Annotated in this window: 18 protein-coding genes; 9 read left to right on the plus strand and 9 right to left on the minus strand. The window is 75.0% G+C overall.

The window, feature by feature from the left end; translation table 11 throughout:
- Positions 1-2: 2 nt before the first annotated feature.
- Positions 3-1,226 carry an acyl-CoA dehydrogenase family protein gene (locus ABTY40_RS23885; RefSeq protein ID WP_352061384.1) on the plus strand — a complete coding sequence of 408 codons (1,224 nt, stop codon included), beginning with the start codon at positions 3-5 and terminating at the stop codon, positions 1,224-1,226.
- A gap of 33 nt (positions 1,227-1,259) precedes the next feature.
- Here ABTY40_RS23885 and ABTY40_RS23890 read toward each other — a convergent pair whose 3' ends face one another.
- Both ABTY40_RS23890 and ABTY40_RS23895 read right to left on the minus strand, forming a co-directional pair.
- On the minus strand, positions 1,260-1,853 hold the full coding sequence (locus tag ABTY40_RS23890) for a TetR/AcrR family transcriptional regulator (protein WP_309053148.1): 594 nt from the start codon (positions 1,851-1,853) through the stop codon (positions 1,260-1,262).
- Positions 1,854-1,939: 86 nt separating this feature from the next.
- The gene (locus tag ABTY40_RS23895; RefSeq protein WP_352061385.1) at positions 1,940-2,758 is read right to left on the minus strand and encodes an SDR family oxidoreductase; all 819 of its coding nucleotides are present in this window, start codon (positions 2,756-2,758) and stop codon (positions 1,940-1,942) included.
- A gap of 166 nt (positions 2,759-2,924) precedes the next feature.
- On the opposite strand from ABTY40_RS23895, the gene ABTY40_RS23900 reads away from it, so the two are divergent.
- The 4 genes from ABTY40_RS23900 to ABTY40_RS23915 all read left to right on the plus strand — a co-directional run bounded on the left by ABTY40_RS23900 (position 2,925) and on the right by ABTY40_RS23915 (position 7,797).
- Complete coding sequence (locus tag ABTY40_RS23900) at positions 2,925-4,181, plus strand: exo-beta-N-acetylmuramidase NamZ family protein (protein ID WP_352061386.1); 1,257 nt, start codon at positions 2,925-2,927, stop codon at positions 4,179-4,181.
- Between the two features lie 97 nt (positions 4,182-4,278).
- Positions 4,279-5,631: an erythromycin esterase family protein gene (locus ABTY40_RS23905; protein ID WP_352061387.1), complete on the plus strand. Its 1,353-nt coding sequence runs from the start codon at positions 4,279-4,281 to the stop codon at positions 5,629-5,631.
- A gap of 181 nt (positions 5,632-5,812) precedes the next feature.
- Positions 5,813-7,021 (plus strand): alpha/beta fold hydrolase, encoded by a 1,209-nt coding sequence (locus ABTY40_RS23910; RefSeq protein ID WP_352061402.1) that lies wholly within the window; start codon positions 5,813-5,815, stop codon positions 7,019-7,021.
- Between the two features lie 161 nt (positions 7,022-7,182).
- A complete protein-coding gene (locus ABTY40_RS23915) occupies positions 7,183-7,797 on the plus strand; it encodes a hypothetical protein (RefSeq protein WP_352061388.1) in 615 nt (204 codons plus the stop codon).
- A 107-nt stretch (positions 7,798-7,904) separates the two neighbouring features.
- On the opposite strand, the gene soxR is transcribed toward ABTY40_RS23915, so the two are convergent.
- Positions 7,905-8,393, minus strand: a complete 489-nt coding sequence (gene soxR, locus ABTY40_RS23920; RefSeq protein ID WP_352061389.1) for a redox-sensitive transcriptional activator SoxR — start codon at positions 8,391-8,393, stop codon at positions 7,905-7,907.
- A 129-nt stretch (positions 8,394-8,522) separates the two neighbouring features.
- Here soxR and ABTY40_RS23925 point away from each other — a divergent pair, with 129 nt between their 5' ends.
- Positions 8,523-8,984 (plus strand): MaoC family dehydratase, encoded by a 462-nt coding sequence (locus tag ABTY40_RS23925; protein WP_352061390.1) that lies wholly within the window; start codon positions 8,523-8,525, stop codon positions 8,982-8,984.
- On the opposite strand, the gene ABTY40_RS23930 is transcribed toward ABTY40_RS23925, so the two are convergent.
- From ABTY40_RS23930 to ABTY40_RS23940, 3 genes are all read right to left on the minus strand, one after another.
- Positions 8,975-9,640 carry a TetR/AcrR family transcriptional regulator gene (locus ABTY40_RS23930; protein WP_352061391.1) on the minus strand — a complete coding sequence of 222 codons (666 nt, stop codon included), beginning with the start codon at positions 9,638-9,640 and terminating at the stop codon, positions 8,975-8,977. The genes ABTY40_RS23925 and ABTY40_RS23930 overlap by 10 nt on opposite strands.
- Positions 9,641-9,747: 107 nt before the next feature.
- On the minus strand, positions 9,748-10,035 hold the full coding sequence (locus tag ABTY40_RS23935; RefSeq protein WP_345282559.1) for a YiaA/YiaB family inner membrane protein: 288 nt from the start codon (positions 10,033-10,035) through the stop codon (positions 9,748-9,750).
- Between the two features lie 109 nt (positions 10,036-10,144).
- Positions 10,145-11,296 carry an acyl-CoA dehydrogenase family protein gene (locus tag ABTY40_RS23940; RefSeq protein ID WP_352061392.1) on the minus strand — a complete coding sequence of 384 codons (1,152 nt, stop codon included), beginning with the start codon at positions 11,294-11,296 and terminating at the stop codon, positions 10,145-10,147.
- Positions 11,297-11,375: 79 nt separating this feature from the next.
- On the opposite strand from ABTY40_RS23940, the gene ABTY40_RS23945 reads away from it, so the two are divergent.
- From ABTY40_RS23945 to ABTY40_RS23955, 3 genes are all read left to right on the plus strand, one after another.
- Positions 11,376-12,044 (plus strand): TetR/AcrR family transcriptional regulator, encoded by a 669-nt coding sequence (locus ABTY40_RS23945; protein WP_352061393.1) that lies wholly within the window; start codon positions 11,376-11,378, stop codon positions 12,042-12,044.
- Positions 12,045-12,153: 109 nt separating this feature from the next.
- Entirely contained in the window at positions 12,154-12,849 is a 696-nt protein-coding gene (locus ABTY40_RS23950; RefSeq protein WP_352061394.1) for an ArsR/SmtB family transcription factor, read from the plus strand.
- 32 nt (positions 12,850-12,881) lie between these two features.
- A complete protein-coding gene (locus ABTY40_RS23955; protein ID WP_352061395.1) occupies positions 12,882-13,832 on the plus strand; it encodes a DMT family transporter in 951 nt (316 codons plus the stop codon).
- A 28-nt stretch (positions 13,833-13,860) separates the two neighbouring features.
- On the opposite strand, the gene ABTY40_RS23960 is transcribed toward ABTY40_RS23955, so the two are convergent.
- The 3 genes from ABTY40_RS23960 to ABTY40_RS23970 form a co-directional block, all read right to left on the minus strand.
- The gene (locus tag ABTY40_RS23960) at positions 13,861-14,997 is read right to left on the minus strand and encodes a Zn-dependent alcohol dehydrogenase (RefSeq protein WP_352061396.1); all 1,137 of its coding nucleotides are present in this window, start codon (positions 14,995-14,997) and stop codon (positions 13,861-13,863) included.
- Between the two features lie 17 nt (positions 14,998-15,014).
- The gene (locus ABTY40_RS23965; RefSeq protein WP_352061397.1) at positions 15,015-16,406 is read right to left on the minus strand and encodes an aldehyde dehydrogenase family protein; all 1,392 of its coding nucleotides are present in this window, start codon (positions 16,404-16,406) and stop codon (positions 15,015-15,017) included.
- Between the two features lie 296 nt (positions 16,407-16,702).
- A complete protein-coding gene (locus ABTY40_RS23970; RefSeq protein WP_502990657.1) occupies positions 16,703-17,287 on the minus strand; it encodes a class F sortase in 585 nt (194 codons plus the stop codon).
- Positions 17,288-17,347: the final 60 nt, after the last annotated feature.

The raw sequence follows: 17,347 nt of genomic DNA on the forward strand, positions 1-17,347 counted from the left end.
CCATGGACTTCGCCTACGACGCCCGCACCGAGGACCTGCGCGGCAGGCTCCTCGCCTTCATGGACGAGCACGTGTACCCGGCCGAGGCCGTCGCGCACGAGCAGCACGCCCGCCTCGCCTCCCCGTGGGACACCCCGCCCGTGGTGGAGGAGCTCAAGGCCGAGGCCAAGCGGCGGGGCCTGTGGAACCTCTTCCTGCCGGACCCGGAGTACGGAGCCGGGCTCACCAACCTCCAGTACGCCCCGCTCGCCGAGATCACCGGCCGCAGCCCGCACCTGGCGCCCACCGCCCTCAACTGCGCCGCGCCCGACACCGGGAACATGGAGCTGCTCGCCCAGTTCGGCGACGAGGCGCAGCGCAAGCAGTGGCTGGAGCCGCTGCTCGCGGGCGAGATCCGCTCGGCCTTCGCGATGACCGAGCCCGAGGTGGCCTCGTCCGACGCGACCAACATCGAGACCCGGATCCGGCGCGCCTCCGACGGCACCGACACGTACGTCGTCGACGGCCGCAAGTGGTACATCTCCGGGGCGATGAACCCCGACTGCCGCGTCTTCATCGTCATGGGCAAGACCGACCCCGACGGCGCCGACCCGCGCCGCCAGCAGTCGATGATCCTGGTCCCCCGCGACACCCCCGGCGTCGAGGTCCGGCGCGCGATGCGGGTGTACGGCTACGAGGACCACTCCCACGGCGGCCACGCCGAGGTGGTGTTCGACGGGGTGCGGGTCCCGGCCGCGAACCTGATCGGCGAGGAGGGCGGCGGCTTCGCCATCGCCCAGGCCCGGCTCGGCCCGGGACGCATCCACCACTGCATGCGGCTGATCGGCATGGCCGAACGGGCGGTGGAGCTGATGTGCCGGCGCGCGGTCTCCCGTACGGCCTTCGGCAAGGCGCTCGCCCAGCAGGGCGTCGTGCAGAACTGGATCGCGGACGCCCGGGTGACGATCGAGCAGCTGCGGCTGCTGGTCCTGAAGACGGCCTGGCTGATGGACACGGTCGGCAACCGGGGCGCCCACACCGAGATCCAGGCGATCAAGATCGCCACCCCCCGGGCGGTGGTCGACATCATCGACAAGGCCGTGCAGAGCCACGGGGCGGGCGGTGTCTCGCAGGACTTCCCGCTCGCCGAACTGTGGGCGGCCGCCCGGACCCTGCGGCTCGCGGACGGCCCCGACGAGGTGCACCAGCGGTCGCTGGCGCGGCGCGAGCTGAAGCGGTACCTGTGACCGGCCGCCCCTGGGCCGGGCCCGGCGGCCCGGTCAGGGGCGGAGCGCCCGCAGGAGCAGGTCGGCGAGGTGGCCGGCGACCTGCTCGGGGGTGAGGGGGCCGTCGGGGCGGTACCAGGTGGAAAGGTGGTGGACGGAGCCGAAGTGGTAGTCCACGACCAGGTCGGCCGGGGTCGCGGCGGAGAACACGCCGGAGCGCTGGCCCTCCTCGATCAGGGCGCGGAACCGCTCGTGGTAGCGGCGGCGCTCGGCCCGCACCTGCTTGTTCTTCTCCGGGCTCAGGTGGTGCATCGAGCGGAAGAAGATGGCGGCGTCGTCCAGGTTCTCGATGGTCGTGACGACCACGTCGGCGGCGGCGCCGCGCAGGCGCTCCTCGACCGGCGCGTCGGCGCCCGCGAAGGCGTCGAGCCGCTCCTGCTGGAGGCGCAGGACCCGGGCGTAGACCTCCTGGAGGAGGTCCTCCTTGGAGCCGAAGTAGTGGTACAGGGCGCCCTTGGTGACCCCCGCGGCCTCCACGATCTCCTGGACGGAGGTCCGGTCGTAGCCCCGCTCCGCGAAGAGCCGGGTGGCGGCGGCCAGCAGCCTCTGGGGGACGGGGGTACCGCTCCCGTCCGTCGTCCTGGCCATGATGTTCCGCCGCCTTCCTTCGAGTCCGCCCCGTCCTGGACGACGGGGTTCTTGTCCGTAGATCTTCCCATCCGCCGCGCCGGACGCTACCGCGTGCCCGTCTCCCAGGCGCGCTGGAGGTGGTTCATGGTGCCGAGCCAGCGCTCGGGGTCGGTGGCCCGGTTGCGGTAGTAGCCGGCGACCTCGGGGTGGGGCAGGACGAGGAAGCGGTCGGTGGCGATGGCGTCGAGGAGGGCGTCGGCGACGTCCTCGGGGTCGATGGCGGTGGGGGCGAGGACCAGCTCGCCGGCCGATCCGGCGGCGGTGAGCATGTCGGTGCGGACGCCCTGGGGGCAGATGGCGTGGACCTTGAGGCCTCGGTGCCGGTAGGTGAGCGAGAGCCATTCGGCGAAGGCGTGGGCGGCGTGCTTGGAGACGCTGTACGGGGCGGCGCCGATCATCGTGAGCAGCCCGGCGGCGGAGACGGTGGAGACGAACCGGCCGCCGCCGCGCTCCAGCCAGTCGGGGAGCAGGGCGCGGGCCGCGCGGACGTGGGCCATGACGTTGACGTCCCAGGCGGCGGCCCAGACGTCCTCCCCGGCGAAGGCGTCGCCGGGCGAGGAGAGTCCGGCGTTGGCGCACCAGATGTCGACGGTGCCGCCGAGGGCCTCGCGGGCGTCGCCGACGACGGCGGAGGCATCGCCGGGGACGGCGGTGGCGCCGATCTCCTCGGCCACGGCCTTGGCCCGACCGGCGTCGATGTCGTTGACGACGACGCGGGCGCCCTCGGCGGCGAAACGGCGGGCGAGCGCGGCACCGATGCCGCCGCCCGCGCCGGTGACGACGACCCCGGCGCCGCGTACCGCGTCCCCCGCCGGGCCGGTGCCCGGCTCCGTACCCCTGCCGCTTCCCGTGTTCCCGCTCATGGCAGACCCCACCTCTCCGCTGTGACGACCCGGGCAGACTAACCGGTCGGTATGGACTCGCGGAAGACCGGACCGCACGCCTCGTTCCCCGGAGCCGTCAGGGGCGCTAGCGTGCGTGCCCATGTCACGCGCCCCGGCCGGGGACGGTCATCAGGGAGGTTTCCGCATGAGCCTGTCGCGTCGGAGTCTGCTGGCCGCCGGGGGCGCCCTCGGCGCCGCGGCCGTGTCCGCCCCGCCCGCCGCCGCGGAGTCCGCCGCCGGGCCCGGCGGGCCCGGGAGGGTGCGGACCGGCTTCGAGCGGCTCGCCGCGGACGGGTACGCCCTGCTGGCCGGTGAGCGGGTCGGCGTCGTCACCAACCCGACCGGGGTGACGCGGGACGCCCGGCACGTGGTGGACGTCATGCACGCGGACGAACGGGTGGACCTCGCCGCCGTCTTCGGCCCCGAGCACGGTTTCCGGGGCACCGCGCAGGCCGGTGGCTCCGAGGGCCGGTACGACGACCCGGCGACCGGTCTGCCCGTGTACGACACGTACCTGAAGAGCGGGCAGCCGCTCGCGGACGTCTTCACCGCCTCCGGCGTCGACACGGTCGTCTTCGACATCCAGGACGTGGGCGCGCGGTTCTACACCTACATCTGGACGCTGTACGACTGCATGGCCGCCGCCGCGCTGGCCGGGAAGCGGTTCGTCGTCCTGGACCGGCCGAACCCGGTCACCGGGCGGGCGGCCCTCGGCCCGGTCCTGGACCGGGCGTTCGCGACCTTCGTGGGCCGGGAGCCGATCGCGCAGGCGCACGGCATGACCGTGGCGGAGCTGGCGCTGCTGTTCAACGGCGAGTTCCTGGCCCGTCCGGTGCAGCTGGAGACGGTACGGATGACGGGGTGGCGGCGCGCGGAGTTCTTCGACGCGACCGGCCTGCCCTGGGTGCCGCCGAGCCCCAACATGCCGACCCCCGAGACCGCCCTCGTCTACGCGGGCACCTGCCTCTTCGAGGGCACCAACCTCTCCGAGGGGCGGGGCACCACCCGCCCCTTCGAACTCCTCGGCGCCGAGGGGGTCGACCGGCGGTGGGCGGAGGCGGCGAACGCCCTCGGCCTGCCCGGCGTCCGGTTCCGGGAGGCGTACTTCGCGCCGACCTTCTCCAAGTTCCAGGGCAGGACGGTGGGCGGGGTGCAGCTCCACGTCCACGACCGGGAGGCCTTCGACCCGGTACGGACCGGGGTCGGGCTCCTCGTCACCGCCCGCCGCTCCTGGCCGGGGTTCACCTGGCGGGCGGACCGCTGGATCGACAAGCTGACCGGCTCGACGCGGGTGCGGACCCTGATCGACGCGGGAGCCGGGGTGGACGAGGTCGCCGGGGCGTGGGAGGCGGATCTGGCCGCGTTCCGCGCGGTGCGGCGGGAGTACCTCCTCTACCGCTGAGCGGGCCGGCGCCGCTCCGGTGGTGGGGCACGCTCCACCACCGGAGCGGGTGCGTGCAGGATGTCCCGGCGCCGTCCCCGTCGCACAGGCTTGCCCCATGACATCCAGCACTTCGTCCTCCTCACGCCGTCGCCGCCTGCCCCTGACCGCTCTGCTGGCCGCCGCCTGTCTCGCCGCCCTCGGCACTCCCGCCGCCGCAGGGCCGCCCCCCGCCGCGACCGCCGACCCGGCCCGGGAACTCGCCCGGACCGCCACTGCGCCGACCGATCCGGTCGCGCTCGACCGGCTGGTCGGCCCGGCGACGGTGGTGGCGATCGGCGAGGCCACCCACAGCTCCGCGGAGTTCTTCACCGCCAAGCACCGCGTCTTCGAACAGCTCGTGGAGCACGAGGGGTTCACCACCTTCGCCCTGGAGGCCGCCTGGTCCACCGGGCTGCTCGTCGACACCTGGGTGCGCACCGGCCGGGGCGACATCGAGGCGATCATGCGCGACGAGTTCCAGGAGTCGTACCGGCTGTGGAACACCGAGGAGTACCTCGACCTGTTCCGCTGGATGCGCCGGTACAACCAGGCACACCCCGACCGCCAGGTCCGGTTCATGGGCAACGACCTCGGCTACGCCGGCCCGAACCTCTTCGACGCCGTCACCGGGCACGTCCGGCGTGCGCATCCGGCGCTGCTCCCCCGCTTCCAGGAGCTGTACCGCGCCTCCCGGCCCTCGGGTCCGATGGAGGCCTGGGTCAAGGGCTACCTGGACCGGCCGCTCGCCGAACGGCGGCGGATGGCCAAGGAGGCCGACGAGGCCCTCGCCCTGCTGTCCGCCCAGCGCCCCGCGCCCGGCCGGGCGGCGCGGGAGGCGCACGCCTGGGCGGTGCAGCACGCGCGGGCGATCGCCCAGGTCGGCACGGAGTACGCGCACGACTTCGCCGACCCGGCCGGCGTCAGGCGGGCCATGCTCTACCGGGACCGGGTGATGGCGGAGAACACCGTGTGGTGGCAGCGGCGGACCGGCGGCCGGGTCCTGCTGTCCGCGCACAACGGCCACATCGGCTACGAGACGCTCAATCCCGACCATTACCCGCGCACCCAGGGGGCGTTCCTGCGGGACCTCCTCGGCTCCCGGTACGTGGCGGTGGGCGCCTCGTTCGGGCGGGGTTCGTTCCACGCGCACGACACCGGGGCGCCCGGGGAGCCGCTGCGGGTCTTCCACGTCGGCCTCCCCGGTCCGGACAGTCACGCCGAGACCCTGGACCGGGTCTCTCCCGGCCCGTTCCTGCTCGATCTGCGGCGTACGGCTCCGGCGGCGCGGTCCTGGCTCGCCGGGGCCCGTCCCGCCCACCACATCGGCACGGCCTACCCGTGGCCGGGGGCCACGCCGGCGGTGCGGCTGCCCGCCTCGTACGACGCGATCGTCCACTTCCCGGCCGTCTCGGCGGCCCGGCTGCGCTGAGACCGGCCTGCCGCCTTCCGGGGCCGGGGCACTCCCCCGGCCCCGGAAGGGCCCCGTCCAGGTCTGGCGGGGGCGGCGGGCGGGCATGCTGGGCGTGGAGCCGCCGCCCGCGCACCGCAGGACGTGCGCCGACGGGCGCGCGGCCGCCTCGACGCGGAGGGACGGTCGGGCCGTGACCGGGATGAGTGTGGAGCCGTACCGGGAGCTCACCTTCGACCAGGACGGCGACGGACCGCCCGGCCAGGCGGCGGAGCTGGTCGCCCTGGCCCGCCGGGGCGTCACGGACCTGGTGGTCTTCGCCCACGGATGGAACAACACCCCGTCCGGCGCCACCCGGCTCTACTCGGAGTTCTTCGCCCCGTTCCCCGGCCTGTTCCCGGCGGGGGTGGAGGCCGGGTACGCGGGGGTCGTCTGGCCCTCGATGATGTTCACGGACGAACCCGTGCCCGACTACCGGGCGCTCGTGACGGTCCTCCCGGAGAAGGAGCGGGTGGTCGCGCGGCTCACCGAACTCCTCGGCCTCGCCCCGGCGTGGGAGGAGGCCTTCGCGGAGTTCGGCGCGCTGCTGCGGGAGCTGGCGGACGTGGACCGCGAGGGCGTCGCGGCCGGCGGGCCCGGGGAGCCGGTTCCCGCGTTCCTCCTCGCCGACCCGGTCGGGGTCTGCGCGCTGTTCACGGAGGCGCTCGGGGAGCCGGAGACCGGCGAGGAGGCCCTCGGGGGCGGGCTGCGGCGGTACTGGAAGGGAGCGCGGGAGGCGCTGCGCCAGGCGACGTACTACGTGATGAAGGCGCGGGCGGGACGGGTCGGCGAGCACGGGCTCGGGCCGCTGCTCGTGGAGGTGGCGCGCGCCGCTCCCCGGCTGCGGGTGCATCTGGCGGGCCACAGCATGGGCGCCCGGCTCGTCGCGTACGCGCTGCGCGGCCTCCCGCCCGGGGTGCGGCCGGTCTCCTCGGTGACGCTTCTTCAGGGAGCCTTCTCCCACTACGCGTTCGCGGCGCGGCTGCCGCACGACCCGGGGCGCTCGGGGTCCCTGCGGGACATGCAGCTGCGGGTCCGCGGGCCCGTGGTGGCCTGCCATTCGCGGCACGACGCGGCGCTGGGCGTGATGTACCCGCTGGCGTCCCGGCTCGCGAACGACTCCGAGTCGGCGGCGGTGGACGCGCTGGGGCGGCTCGCGGCGCGTGATCCGCGGTGGGGCGCGATCGGGTACGACGGGGTGCAGGCGGTGCCGGGGACACCGGCGCGGACCCTCGCGGAGGTGCTGCGCGAGGGCCTGCCGGGGTCGGGGTGCGTGAGCGTGGACGCGGCCGGGGTGGTCCGGGCGCACAGTGACGTGGTCCACGCGGAGCTGGCCCGGGTGGTGGTGTCGGCGGCCGCGGCGGGACGGTGACGGGGAGCCGCCCGCGGCCGTACGGAGGCGTCGGTTCCGGCCGGTCGTACGGCTCCCTTCCGTACCGGTGAGGGCTCCCCTCCGGTTTCCGGTGGAACACGGCGGCGCTCCCGTTCGTCCCTCTGATGTCGCGGAAGGACCATCGACGGAGGTGTCGAGGGATGGCCGGTTTCCGGAGTCTCGCGAGACAGGTGCGCGAGCCGGGGTTCGACACGGCGCTGCGCAGGTATTCGCTGCGGAAGTGTCTGGAGCGGTTCGCGCCGTACGGACACCGCGCGACCTGGGACCACTTGTGCCGCCGGCACAGGTTCGGCCCGGAGGACCGCGAGCTCGACCCGGAGCGCCTGGTGGCCGCGCTGGACGAGCTGGAGGAGGCGCGGGCGGTGTGGCTCGCGTACGAGGAACGGTTCGCGGCGCGGCGGCGGCGCGAGAAGCACGAGGGGCTGCGGCGGCTCGGCGCGTTCGACGACTGGCACCGGCGGGTGTGGGGCGGGAACGGCGTGGTGCGGTGCGCCGACCCCGGGGTGCACCCGGCGGATCCGCTGCCCGAGGTGCTGCGGCGGCTGATCGCGGCCCTGGAGGACGGGCCGGGCGAGCGGTGCCCGGTCTGCTCGGGCGCGCGGCTGGCGTGGCGGCACGGCGGTCCGCGGGACGATGCCTGGCCCGGCCCGGTGTGCGGGGAGTGCGGGGTGGCCGTGCCCCGCGCGGTCCTCACGCCCCGGGCGCTGGCGCGGGCGGGCGGCGAGCGGAGCCGGCCCCTGGCCCCGGCTGCCTGACACGGGTCGGAGGCCGGGCGCCGGGGAGCGCGTGGGCGGGGCGCGCCGGGGCCCGGGGAGGACCCGGACCGTGCGGGCGCGCCGGGACGGGCGGACCGTCCCGGGCCTCAGCCGTCCTGGCCGTCGCTCTCGGAGGCCGGGCGGCGCAGTGGCAGCAGGCGGGAGCCCGCCATGCGCTCGCCGAAGGCGTCGTCGGGGTTGGACAGGACGCAGGTCTCCAGGGAGAGGCAGCCGCAGCCGATGCAGTCCGTCAAGTGGTCGCGCAGCCGGCCGAGTTGGCGGATGCGCTCGTCGAGTTCGGTGCGCCAGGCGGCGGAGAGGCGGGCCCAGTCCTCGTTGGTCGGGGTGCGCTCCTCGGGGAGCTGGGCGAGGGCCTCGCGGATGGTGGCGAGGGGGATGCCGACGCGCTGCGCGGCCCGGATGAAGGCGACCCGGCGGAGGGTGTCCCGGCTGTAGCGGCGCTGGTTGCCCGCGGTGCGGCGGCTGGTGATGAGTCCCTTGCCCTCGTAGAAATGGAGGGCGGAGACGGCGGCCCCGCTGCGGGCGGAGAGCTGGCCGACGGTGAGCTCGTGGATCTTCTCTGGAATCTGCGGCACTCCCCGAACCCTACTGGTCCGTCCGTTGACAGCGACCCCCTCACCCCCACATGCTGAGCAAGCGCTTAGATACCGACTGGCAGGTATGCCGCGTCGGGCGAGTCGGACGTGTCAGAAGGGACGGGAAACATGGCCGAGCCGAGGATCTTCACCTCCGCCGAGGAACTGCGCGCGGGGGTCGGCGAGCCGTTGGGCCACAGCGACTGGCTGGAGATCGACCAGAAGCGGATCGACCTCTTCGCCGAGGCCACCGGGGACCACCAGTGGATCCACGTGGACCCCGAGCGCGCCGCCTCCGGCCCCTTCGGCACGACCATCGCGCACGGCTATCTGACCCTGTCGCTGCTGCCGCTGTTCGTCCCCCAGGTGCTGCGGGTGGAGGGCGTCAGGATGGGGCTCAACTACGGGACGGAGAAGGTCCGTTTCCCCGCCCCCGTGCCGGTCGGCTCGCGGCTGCGCGCGACCGCCGTCCTGACGAAGGTCGAGGAGGCGGGCGGCGGTGTGCAGGTGACGGCGGCGGTGACCGTGGAGCGCGAGGGCTCCGAGAAGCCGGTCTGCGTGGCCGAGTCGGTCTCCCGCTACTACTTCTGACCCGCTTCCGTCGCGGACCCGCCCGCGGAGTGCTCGCGGGCACCGACCATGCGCAGGACGAGGCCGGCGTAGAGCGCGCCGACCTCGTCGGGCGTCCGGCGCCCCCGGACGTTGAACCAGCGCGAGACGTCGATGCAGAGCGAGAGCACCGCGACGGCCGTACCGGAGACGTCCGGCACGTCGAACTCCCCCGCCCTCACGCCCTCCTCGATGATCCGGCGCACGGTCGCGTCGGACTCCCGGCGCAGCTCCACGATCTCGGCGCGGTGCTCGGGGCCGAGCGCGTCGAGCTCGTACTGGACGACCCGGGCGGTGGTGTGCCGCTCGGCGTGCCAGCGGACGAAGGAGCGGACGGCGTCGGCGAGCCGGTCGGCGGCCGTGCCGGGGCCGCCGGCCGCGGCCCGGAGGATCTCCAGGGCCTTGTCGTGGCCGATCCGGCTGATCCGGTGGAGGAGCTCCTCCTTGGTCTTGTAGTGGATGTAGAGGGCGGCGGGGCTCATCCCCGCGCGGCCGGCGATGTCGCGGGTGGTGGTGGCGTGGTAGCCGCGTTCGGCGAACGCCTCGACGGCCGCGACCAGCAGCCGCCGGGCGGCCTCGGGCGTGACCTCGCCCCACGGGACGTCCTCGCCGCCGGGCGTCTCCTCCGCCGCGCTCATCGCACACTCCTCCTCGGTCCCGTCAGGACGAACACCATACAACGAAGGTGAGCAAGCGCTTAGACCTTCGGGTGCCGACCTGCCGCCGGACGCCCCGGCGCCGGGCGTCAGAGCTTCTGGAAGGGGTCGTGCTCGGCGAGGAGCTTCTCCAGGCGGGCCTGGTCGACCCGGCTGACGATCTGGCCCGCCTCCTGGCGGTCGCGCACGACCTTGGCGAGCGTGAAGGCGGAGGTGGTGAGGTAGAGGACGGAGACGGCGAGGAACGCCCGCACCCAGGCGCTGGCCTCCAGCTGGTAGACCCCGACGGTCACGGCCGCGAGGGCGATCCCGAAGGAGATGACGGCCTGGGCGTAGTAGGCGGCGGTGTTCTGCTGCTTGACCGGTGTGTCGCTCATGTCGCACAGCATCGGCCGGAGGGGGTCCGGGCGGCATCCGCGCGGCTACTCAGTCCGGTACTCAAGGGAGCCGGGGTCCCCGCCGCGCCCGGGGACCCCTTCCCCCCGCTCAGAAGGCGGAGATTCCGGTGAGGGCGCGGCCGATGATCAGCTTCTGGATCTGGCTGGTGCCCTCGTAGAGGGTCATCACCCGGGCGTCCCTGAGCAGCTTCCCCACCGGGTACTCGTCGATGTAGCCGTAGCCGCCGAAGACCTGCAGGGCGTTGTTGGCGCAGCGGACGGCGGCCTCGGAGGCGTACAGCTTCGCCTGGGAGGCGGCGGTGGCGAAGTCCCGGCCCCGGTCGATCAGGTCGGCGACCCGCCAGGTGAGCAGCCGGGCGGCTTCCACGTCGACGGCGATGTCGCTGAGGAGTTCCTGGACGAGCTGGTACGAGGCGATGGGCTTGCCGAACTGCTCCCGCTCGCCCGCGTAGCGCACGGCGGCGTCGAGCGCGGCCTGCGCGATGCCCACGCAGCCGGCGGCGACCGACATGCGGCCCTTGGCGAGGGCGGACATGGCGACGGTGAAGCCCTTGCCCTCGGGGCCGAGGAGGGCCGAGGCCGGGACGCGGACGTCCTCCAGGACCAGTTCGGCGGTGGCCTGGCCGCGCAGGCCGAGCTTGCCGTGGATGGGGCGGCGGGTGAGGCCCGGGGTGTCGGTGGGGACGAGGAAGGCGGAGACGCCCCGGTGGCCGGGGGCGTCGCCGGTGCGGGCGAAGATCAGGGCGAGGTCAGCCCAGGTGCCGTTGGTGATGAAGGTCTTGGTGCCGGTGAGGCGGTAGCCGTCGCCGTCGCGGACCGCGCGCGTGGCGAGGTTCCCGGCGTCGGAGCCGGTGCCGGGCTCGGTGAGGCCGAAGCAGCCGAGGGCCTCGCCGGCGGTGAGGCGGGGCAGCCAGGCGCGCTTCTGCTCCTCGGTGCCCCAGGCGGCGAGGGTCTTGGTGACCAGACCGAGCGAGACCGAGACGATGCCGCGCACGGAGGAGTCGCCGCGGCCGAGTTCCTCGGTGACGAGGCAGTACGCGAGGTGGTCGCCGCCCGAACCGCCGTACTCCTCCGGGATCGTGAGCCCGAGGAAGCCGAGGTCGCCGAGCTTCTTCACGATGCCCCGGTCGACCTCCTCCGCCCGGTCCCAGGCGACCACGTGCGGGGCGACCTCGCGGGCGACGAAGTCCGCGGCGAGCCGCCGTACGGCCTCCTGCTCCTCGCTCAGCTCCAGATGCACGCCGCACCACCCCTCCCCGGGCTCCGCCCGGCTTTAATTACCACTGCTAGTTTTCGGTGCCAGGCCTACTATGTGCGCCATGGCCCGACCGCGCAAGCCCCTGCTCAGCCGCGACCGCATCGTCGAGACGGCGGGAGCGCTCGTGGACGCGGAAGGGCTCGCCGCGCTCTCCACCCGCCGCCTGGCGGCCGAGCTGGGCGTCAGCGGCCCCTCCCTCTACAACCACTTCCGCACCAAGGACGAGATCCTGGACGCGGTCGCGGACGCGGTGAGCGCCAAGATCGACCTGTCGATGTTCGAGGAGGCGGACGGCCGCGACTGGCGGACGGCCCTGCACGACTGGGCGGTCTCCTACCGGGCCGCCCTCGCCGACCACCCGCACATCGTGCCGGTCCTCGCCCAGGGACCGGGCCGCCGCCCGGCGGGCCTGCGGGTCGCGGACGCGGTCTTCGGCGCGATGGTCCGGGCCGGGTGGCCGCCCGCCCAGGCCACGTACATCGGCGCGCTCATGCGGTACTTCGTCACGGGCTCCGCGCTCGGCTCCTTCGCCCGCGGCTTCGTCGACGACGAGACCGCCTACGACCCGGCCGACTACCCGCACCTGGGCCAGGCGCACCTCCTCGCGGAGCACCGGCAGAAGGTGGACGAGGGCGCCTTCCAGACGGGCCTGCGGGCCCTGCTCGACGGGCTCGCGGCGCAGTACGCGACGCTGGACCGGGCACGGACGAGGACGGCCACGGGGGACTGAGGCCCGCGCCCGCCGGAGGGCGGCCACGGGAGGCCGGGGCCCGCGCCGCCGGAGGGCGGCGCCCCACTCTTCGGCCGGCGCCGAAGCGTGGATGCGGGACCCTGGGGCCATGGGAGCCAGTGACCTCGCCGCCTTCGCGGCGCTCTTCGCGGACGAGACCCGGGCCGCGTTCCTGCTCGCCCTCCTCGACGGGCGCGCGTGGACCGCCGGAGAGCTCGCCCGGCACGCCCGCGTGGCGCCGTCCACCGCCAGCGAGCACCTGGGGAAGCTCGTCGCGGGCGGGGTCCTCGCCGAGGAGCGGCAGGGCCGCCACCGGTACGTCCGCCTCACCGGTCCCGGTGTCGCGCACCTGGTGGAGGAGCTGGCCGCCCGGTCGGAGCCGGCCGCGCCCCGGCCGGCCCGGTCGCTGCGGGCGGCGACCGCGGGGCGGGCCATGGCGCGCGGACGGACCTGTTACGACCACCTCGCGGGACGGCTCGGGATCGTCGTCACGGACGCGATGACCGCGCGCGGGCTGCTGCGCCAGGACACCGGCTTCGCGCTCACGGACCGGGGCCTCGCCTGGTTCGCCGGCCTGGGCGTCACCGTCCGGCCCTCCGGGCGGCGCCCGGTGGCGCGCGGCTGTCTCGACCGGACCGAACGCAGGCCGCATCTGGCCGGTCTCGCGGGCGCGGCGCTGTGCTCGCACGCGCTGGACGCCGGCTGGTGCGTACGGATCGGGACCGAGCGGGCCGTGAAGGTGACACCCGTGGGCGAGCGCGCGCTCCAGGAGGCCCTGGGCGTGGATCCGGCGATATTGCGGTGAGCGCCGCACCGTCCGCGCCCTACGGTCGGGGCATGCAGAAGCGAACCTCCCGTCTCGCGCTCGCGGCCGCCGGTGTCACCGTCGTCCTGTGGGCCTCCGCCTTCGTCTCCATCCGCAGCGCGGGGACGGCCTACTCCCCCGGCGCCCTCGCCCTCGGCCGGCTGCTCGCCGGCGCCCTCGTGCTGGGAGCCGTCCTCCTGATACGGCGGGAAGGTGTGCCGCCGAGGGCCGCCTGGCCCGGGATCCTGGTCTCCGGCCTGCTCTGGTTCGGCGTCTACATGGTGGTCCTGAACTGGGGCGAGCAGGAGGTCGACGCGGGCACGGCGGCGATGGTCGTCAACATCGGACCGCTCCTCATCGCCCTCCTCGGGGCCCGCTTCCTGCGGGAGTCGCTGCCGCCCCGGCTGCTCGCGGGCATGGCGGTCTCCTTCGCGGGCGCGGTGGCCGTGGGCCTGTCGATGTCCGGCGAGGGCCGTGCCTCGGTCCTGGGTGTGGCGCTGTGCCTGCTGGCGGCGGTGGCGTACGCGGGCGGGGTGGTGGCGCAGAAGCCGGCGCTCGCCCACGGCAGCGCGCTCCAGGTGACCACCTTCGGCTGCCTCGTGGGCGCCGTGGCCTGCCTGCCCTTCGCGGGCCGGCTGGTCGAGGAGGCGGGCCGCGCCCCGCTGCCGGCGACCCTGAACATGCTCTACCTCGGCGTCTTCCCGACCGCTCTGGCGTTCACGACCTGGGCCTACGCCCTGGCCCGTACGACCGCCGGCCGGATGGGGGCGACGACGTACGCGGTGCCGGCCCTGGTGGTCCTGATGGCCTGGGCGTTCCTGGGCGAGCTGCCCGGGCCGCTGACGCTCCTGGGCGGCGCGCTGTGCCTGGCGGGGGTGGCGGTCTCCCGGTCGCGGCCTCGCGGGACGGGGACGGCGGCCCCGTCCCGTACCCCCGGGGCGTCCTCCGGCCCGGGCGGCCGACGGGAGTCGCGCACCCGCTGACCGCCCGGCCGGTGGCCGGTCGGACCGGTCAGGCCGACTGGTCGGGGAAGACCACGAGGGCCCGGCCGCCCCGGCCCGCGAGCATGTTGGTGAAGGCGCCGGGGATGCCCTCCAGGGGGATGTGTTCGGTGACCAGGGCGCTCAGGTCGAGCCGGCCGGCCCGGATGTGGTTCGCGAGGACCGGGAGGTCCCGGGCCGGATCGGAGTTGCCGTAGACGCAGCCGCTCAGGGTGCGGCCCCAGTGGAAGATTTCCAGGGCGTTGAAGGTGACCTGCTGGTCCTTGCCGCCGATGCCGACGACGGTGGTCCGTCCGCCGCGCCGGGTGGAGTCCCAGGCGGTACGGATGGTGGTGGCGCGGCCGACGCACTCCACGGCCACGTCGACGCCGTGGCCGCCGGTGAGCTTCCGTATCTCGCGGGCGGTGGTGTCGGAGGCGACCACGTACGCGGTCGCGCCGGCCGCCCGGGCCAGTTCCTCCTTCTCCGGGGAGACGTCCACGGCGACGATGGCGGAGGCCCCCGCGATCCTGGCCGCCTGGAGGGTGGCGAGGCCCACGCCGCCGACGCCGAAGACGGCGACGGTCTCGCCCTCGCGGACCTTGGCCGAGTGGTGGACGGCGCCCCAGCCGGTGAGGACGGCGCAGCCGAGCAGCGCGGCGTCGGTGAGCGGCACCCCGTCGGGGACGGGCAGGACGCATTTCGCGGCGACGACCGTCTCCTCGGCGAAGGCGGCGACGTTGAGGCCGGGGTGGAGTTCGGTGCCGTCGGCGGTACGGGCGTGGACGGCGGCCGCCCCGGTCAGCGCGTCGGCGCAGAGCCAGACCTCGCCGAGGGAGCAGGGGTGGCAGGAGCCGCAGGACGGCGCCCAGTTGAGGACGACGCCGTCACCGGGGGCGACGTGCGTGACGCCCTCGCCGACGGAGACGACGGTGCCCGCGCCCTCGTGGCCGAGGACGGCGGGGACCGGCAGGCGCATGGTGCCGTTGGAGAGCGAGAGGTCGGAGTGGCAGACCCCGGCGGCGGCGAGCCGGACCCGGACCTGGCCGGGGCCGGGCTCGGGGAGTTCGACGTCGATGATCTCCAGGGGGGCGCCGACGGCGGGCAGGACGGCGGCGCGGACGGTGCTCGTGCCCGTACGGGTACGCGTGCTCGTACTGGTGCTCACGTGCGGTGCTCCTCGGTTCAGAACTGGAGGGACTTGGTCTGGAGGTACTCGGCCAGGCCGTGCGCGCCGAGCTCCCGGCCGACGCCCGACTGCTTGTACCCCCCGAAGGGGGCCAGCGGGTTGAAGCGGCCGCCGTTGATGTCGACCTGGCCGGTCTCCATGCGGCGGGCGAAGGCGACGGCCTCCTCCTCGTCGCCCCAGACGGCGCCGGCGAGCCCGTAGACGGTGCCGTTGGCCAGCGCGAGGGCGTGCTCCACGTCCTCGTACCGGAGGATCGACACGACCGGGCCGAAGATCTCCTCCTGGGCGATCGTCATCTCGGGGGTGACGTCGGCGAAGACGGTCGGGGAGACGTAGTAGCCGGTCGCCAGCGGGGCTCGGGGGCCGCCGGTGACGAGCCGGGCGCCCTCCGCGACGCCCTTCTCGATGTAGCCGCGCACGCGCTCCCGCTGGGCGGCGTTGACGAGCGGGCCGAGACGCTCGCCGGGGACGTACTTCGCGGCGGCCTCGGCGGCGAGCGCCACCGCCTCCTCGTACCGCTCGGCGGGGACCAGCATCCGGGTCCAGGCGCTGCACGTCTGACCCGAGTTGGACATCACGTTGGCGATGCCGGTGGCGACCGCACGGGCGAGGTCGGCGCTCGGCAGGATCACGTTGGCGGACTTGCCGCCGAGTTCGAGGGCGACCCGCTTCACGGCCCCGCCGGCGAGGGCGCCGATGCGGCGGCCGACGGCGGTGGAGCCGGTGAAGGAGATCAGGTCGACGTCCGGGTGCTCGGCGAGGGCCTGGCCGGCGACCGTGCCGAGGCCGGTGACCAGGTTGAAGACGCCGGCGGGCAGCCCCGCCTCGTGCACGGCCTCGGCGAACAGCTGGGCGGTGAGCGGGGTGTCCTCGGCGGGCTTGAGGACGGTGGTGCAGCCGGCGGCGAGGGCCGGGGCGACCTTGGCCACGATCTGGTGCAGCGGGTAGTTCCAGGGCGTGATCGCGGCGACGACGCCCACCGGCTCGGAGTAGACGGTGGAGTTGCCGACCTTCTCCTCGAAGGGGTGGGTCGCGGCGAGTTCGGCGTACGAGCCGGCCACGGCGATCGGCAGTCCGGTGTGGACGGCGGCGGCCAGCTTCGGCGGCGCGCCGAGCTCGGCGGTGACGGTGGCGGCGATCTCGTCGGCGCGGGCGGCGAGCACGTCGCGCAGGGCGGCGATCCGGGCGGCGCGGTCCGAGGGCGGCGTGGCGGCCCAGCCGGGGAGCGCGGCGCGGGCGGCGCGGACGGCGGCGTCGACGTCCTCGGCGGTGCCGGCCGGGACGTGGGCGATGACCTGCTCGTCGGCCGGGTTGATCACCGGGATCGTTCCCGTGGTGGCCGCGGGGCGCCACTCCCCGTCGATGTACAGCGCGTCGTGGGCCTTCATCCGCTTCCCTCTCCCTCACCCCGCCGACCGGTTCGGCGCCGTCAGCCCAAACTAGCGCTGTTAGTTTTTGGGCGCCAGGGGTTCCGGGAGTGCCCCGGGTCTCATCGCCGGGGCGGCCGCGGGCGCGACGGCCCCGGTGCCCCGCCGATCGTGCCCGTAGCGGCCCGCGGCTGTCCACGGCCGATCCGGACAGCGGTGGGGCCCCGGAACTGGCCTCTTCCGCCTTGCCGCGCGCGGACGCACGGCGAGGGGGCCACCGGGGCGCCCCCGGGCGGGCAACGGCCCGGCGCCGGGGGTCAGATGGTGCGGGAGATGTCGCTGAGGTGGGCGAAGACCACGATGTTGGCCTCGTAGCCGGTCTTGCGGTCGAAGGTGCCCCCGCAGGTGAGCAGCCGCAGTTCGGGGCGGCCGGTCGCTCCGTACACCTCCTTGTCGGGGAAGTCGTCCTTGGCGTACGTACGGACCCGGTCGACCGTGAAGACGGCGACCCGGCCGTCGGCGCGGGCGACCCGGACCGTGTTGCCGGGGCTGAGCGCGTTCAGGTTGAGGAAGACGGCGGGGCCGGTCCGGGTGTCCCGGTGGCCGACCACGACGGCGGTGCCGCGCTCCCCCGGCGAGGCGCCCCTGGCGTACCAGCCGACGACCCGCGGGTTGTCGACCGGCGGGGTGGCGAGGCGGCCCGCCGCGTCGAGTCCGAGGTCGGTCACCGGAGCCTCGACGGTGATGGCCGGGACGGCCACCGTGGTGGGACGGGACCGGGGCAGCGGCGCGGGCGGCGGGGACGGCCGCGGGGTGGGCGCCGCGGAGCCCGGGCCGGCTCGCCCGGCACACGGCGGCCGGCGGGCCCGAGGACGTGGGGGTTGACGCCCCAGGTGTCCCAGACGGTCAGGGCGGTGGTGTCGACGACGTCGGTGTTGCCGAGTTCCGGGTACGCGGCGATG

It is taken from the genome of Streptomyces sp. NPDC126503 (assembly GCF_040302405.1).
Classification (GTDB): Bacteria; Actinomycetota; Actinomycetes; order Streptomycetales; family Streptomycetaceae; genus Streptomyces; species Streptomyces gulbargensis.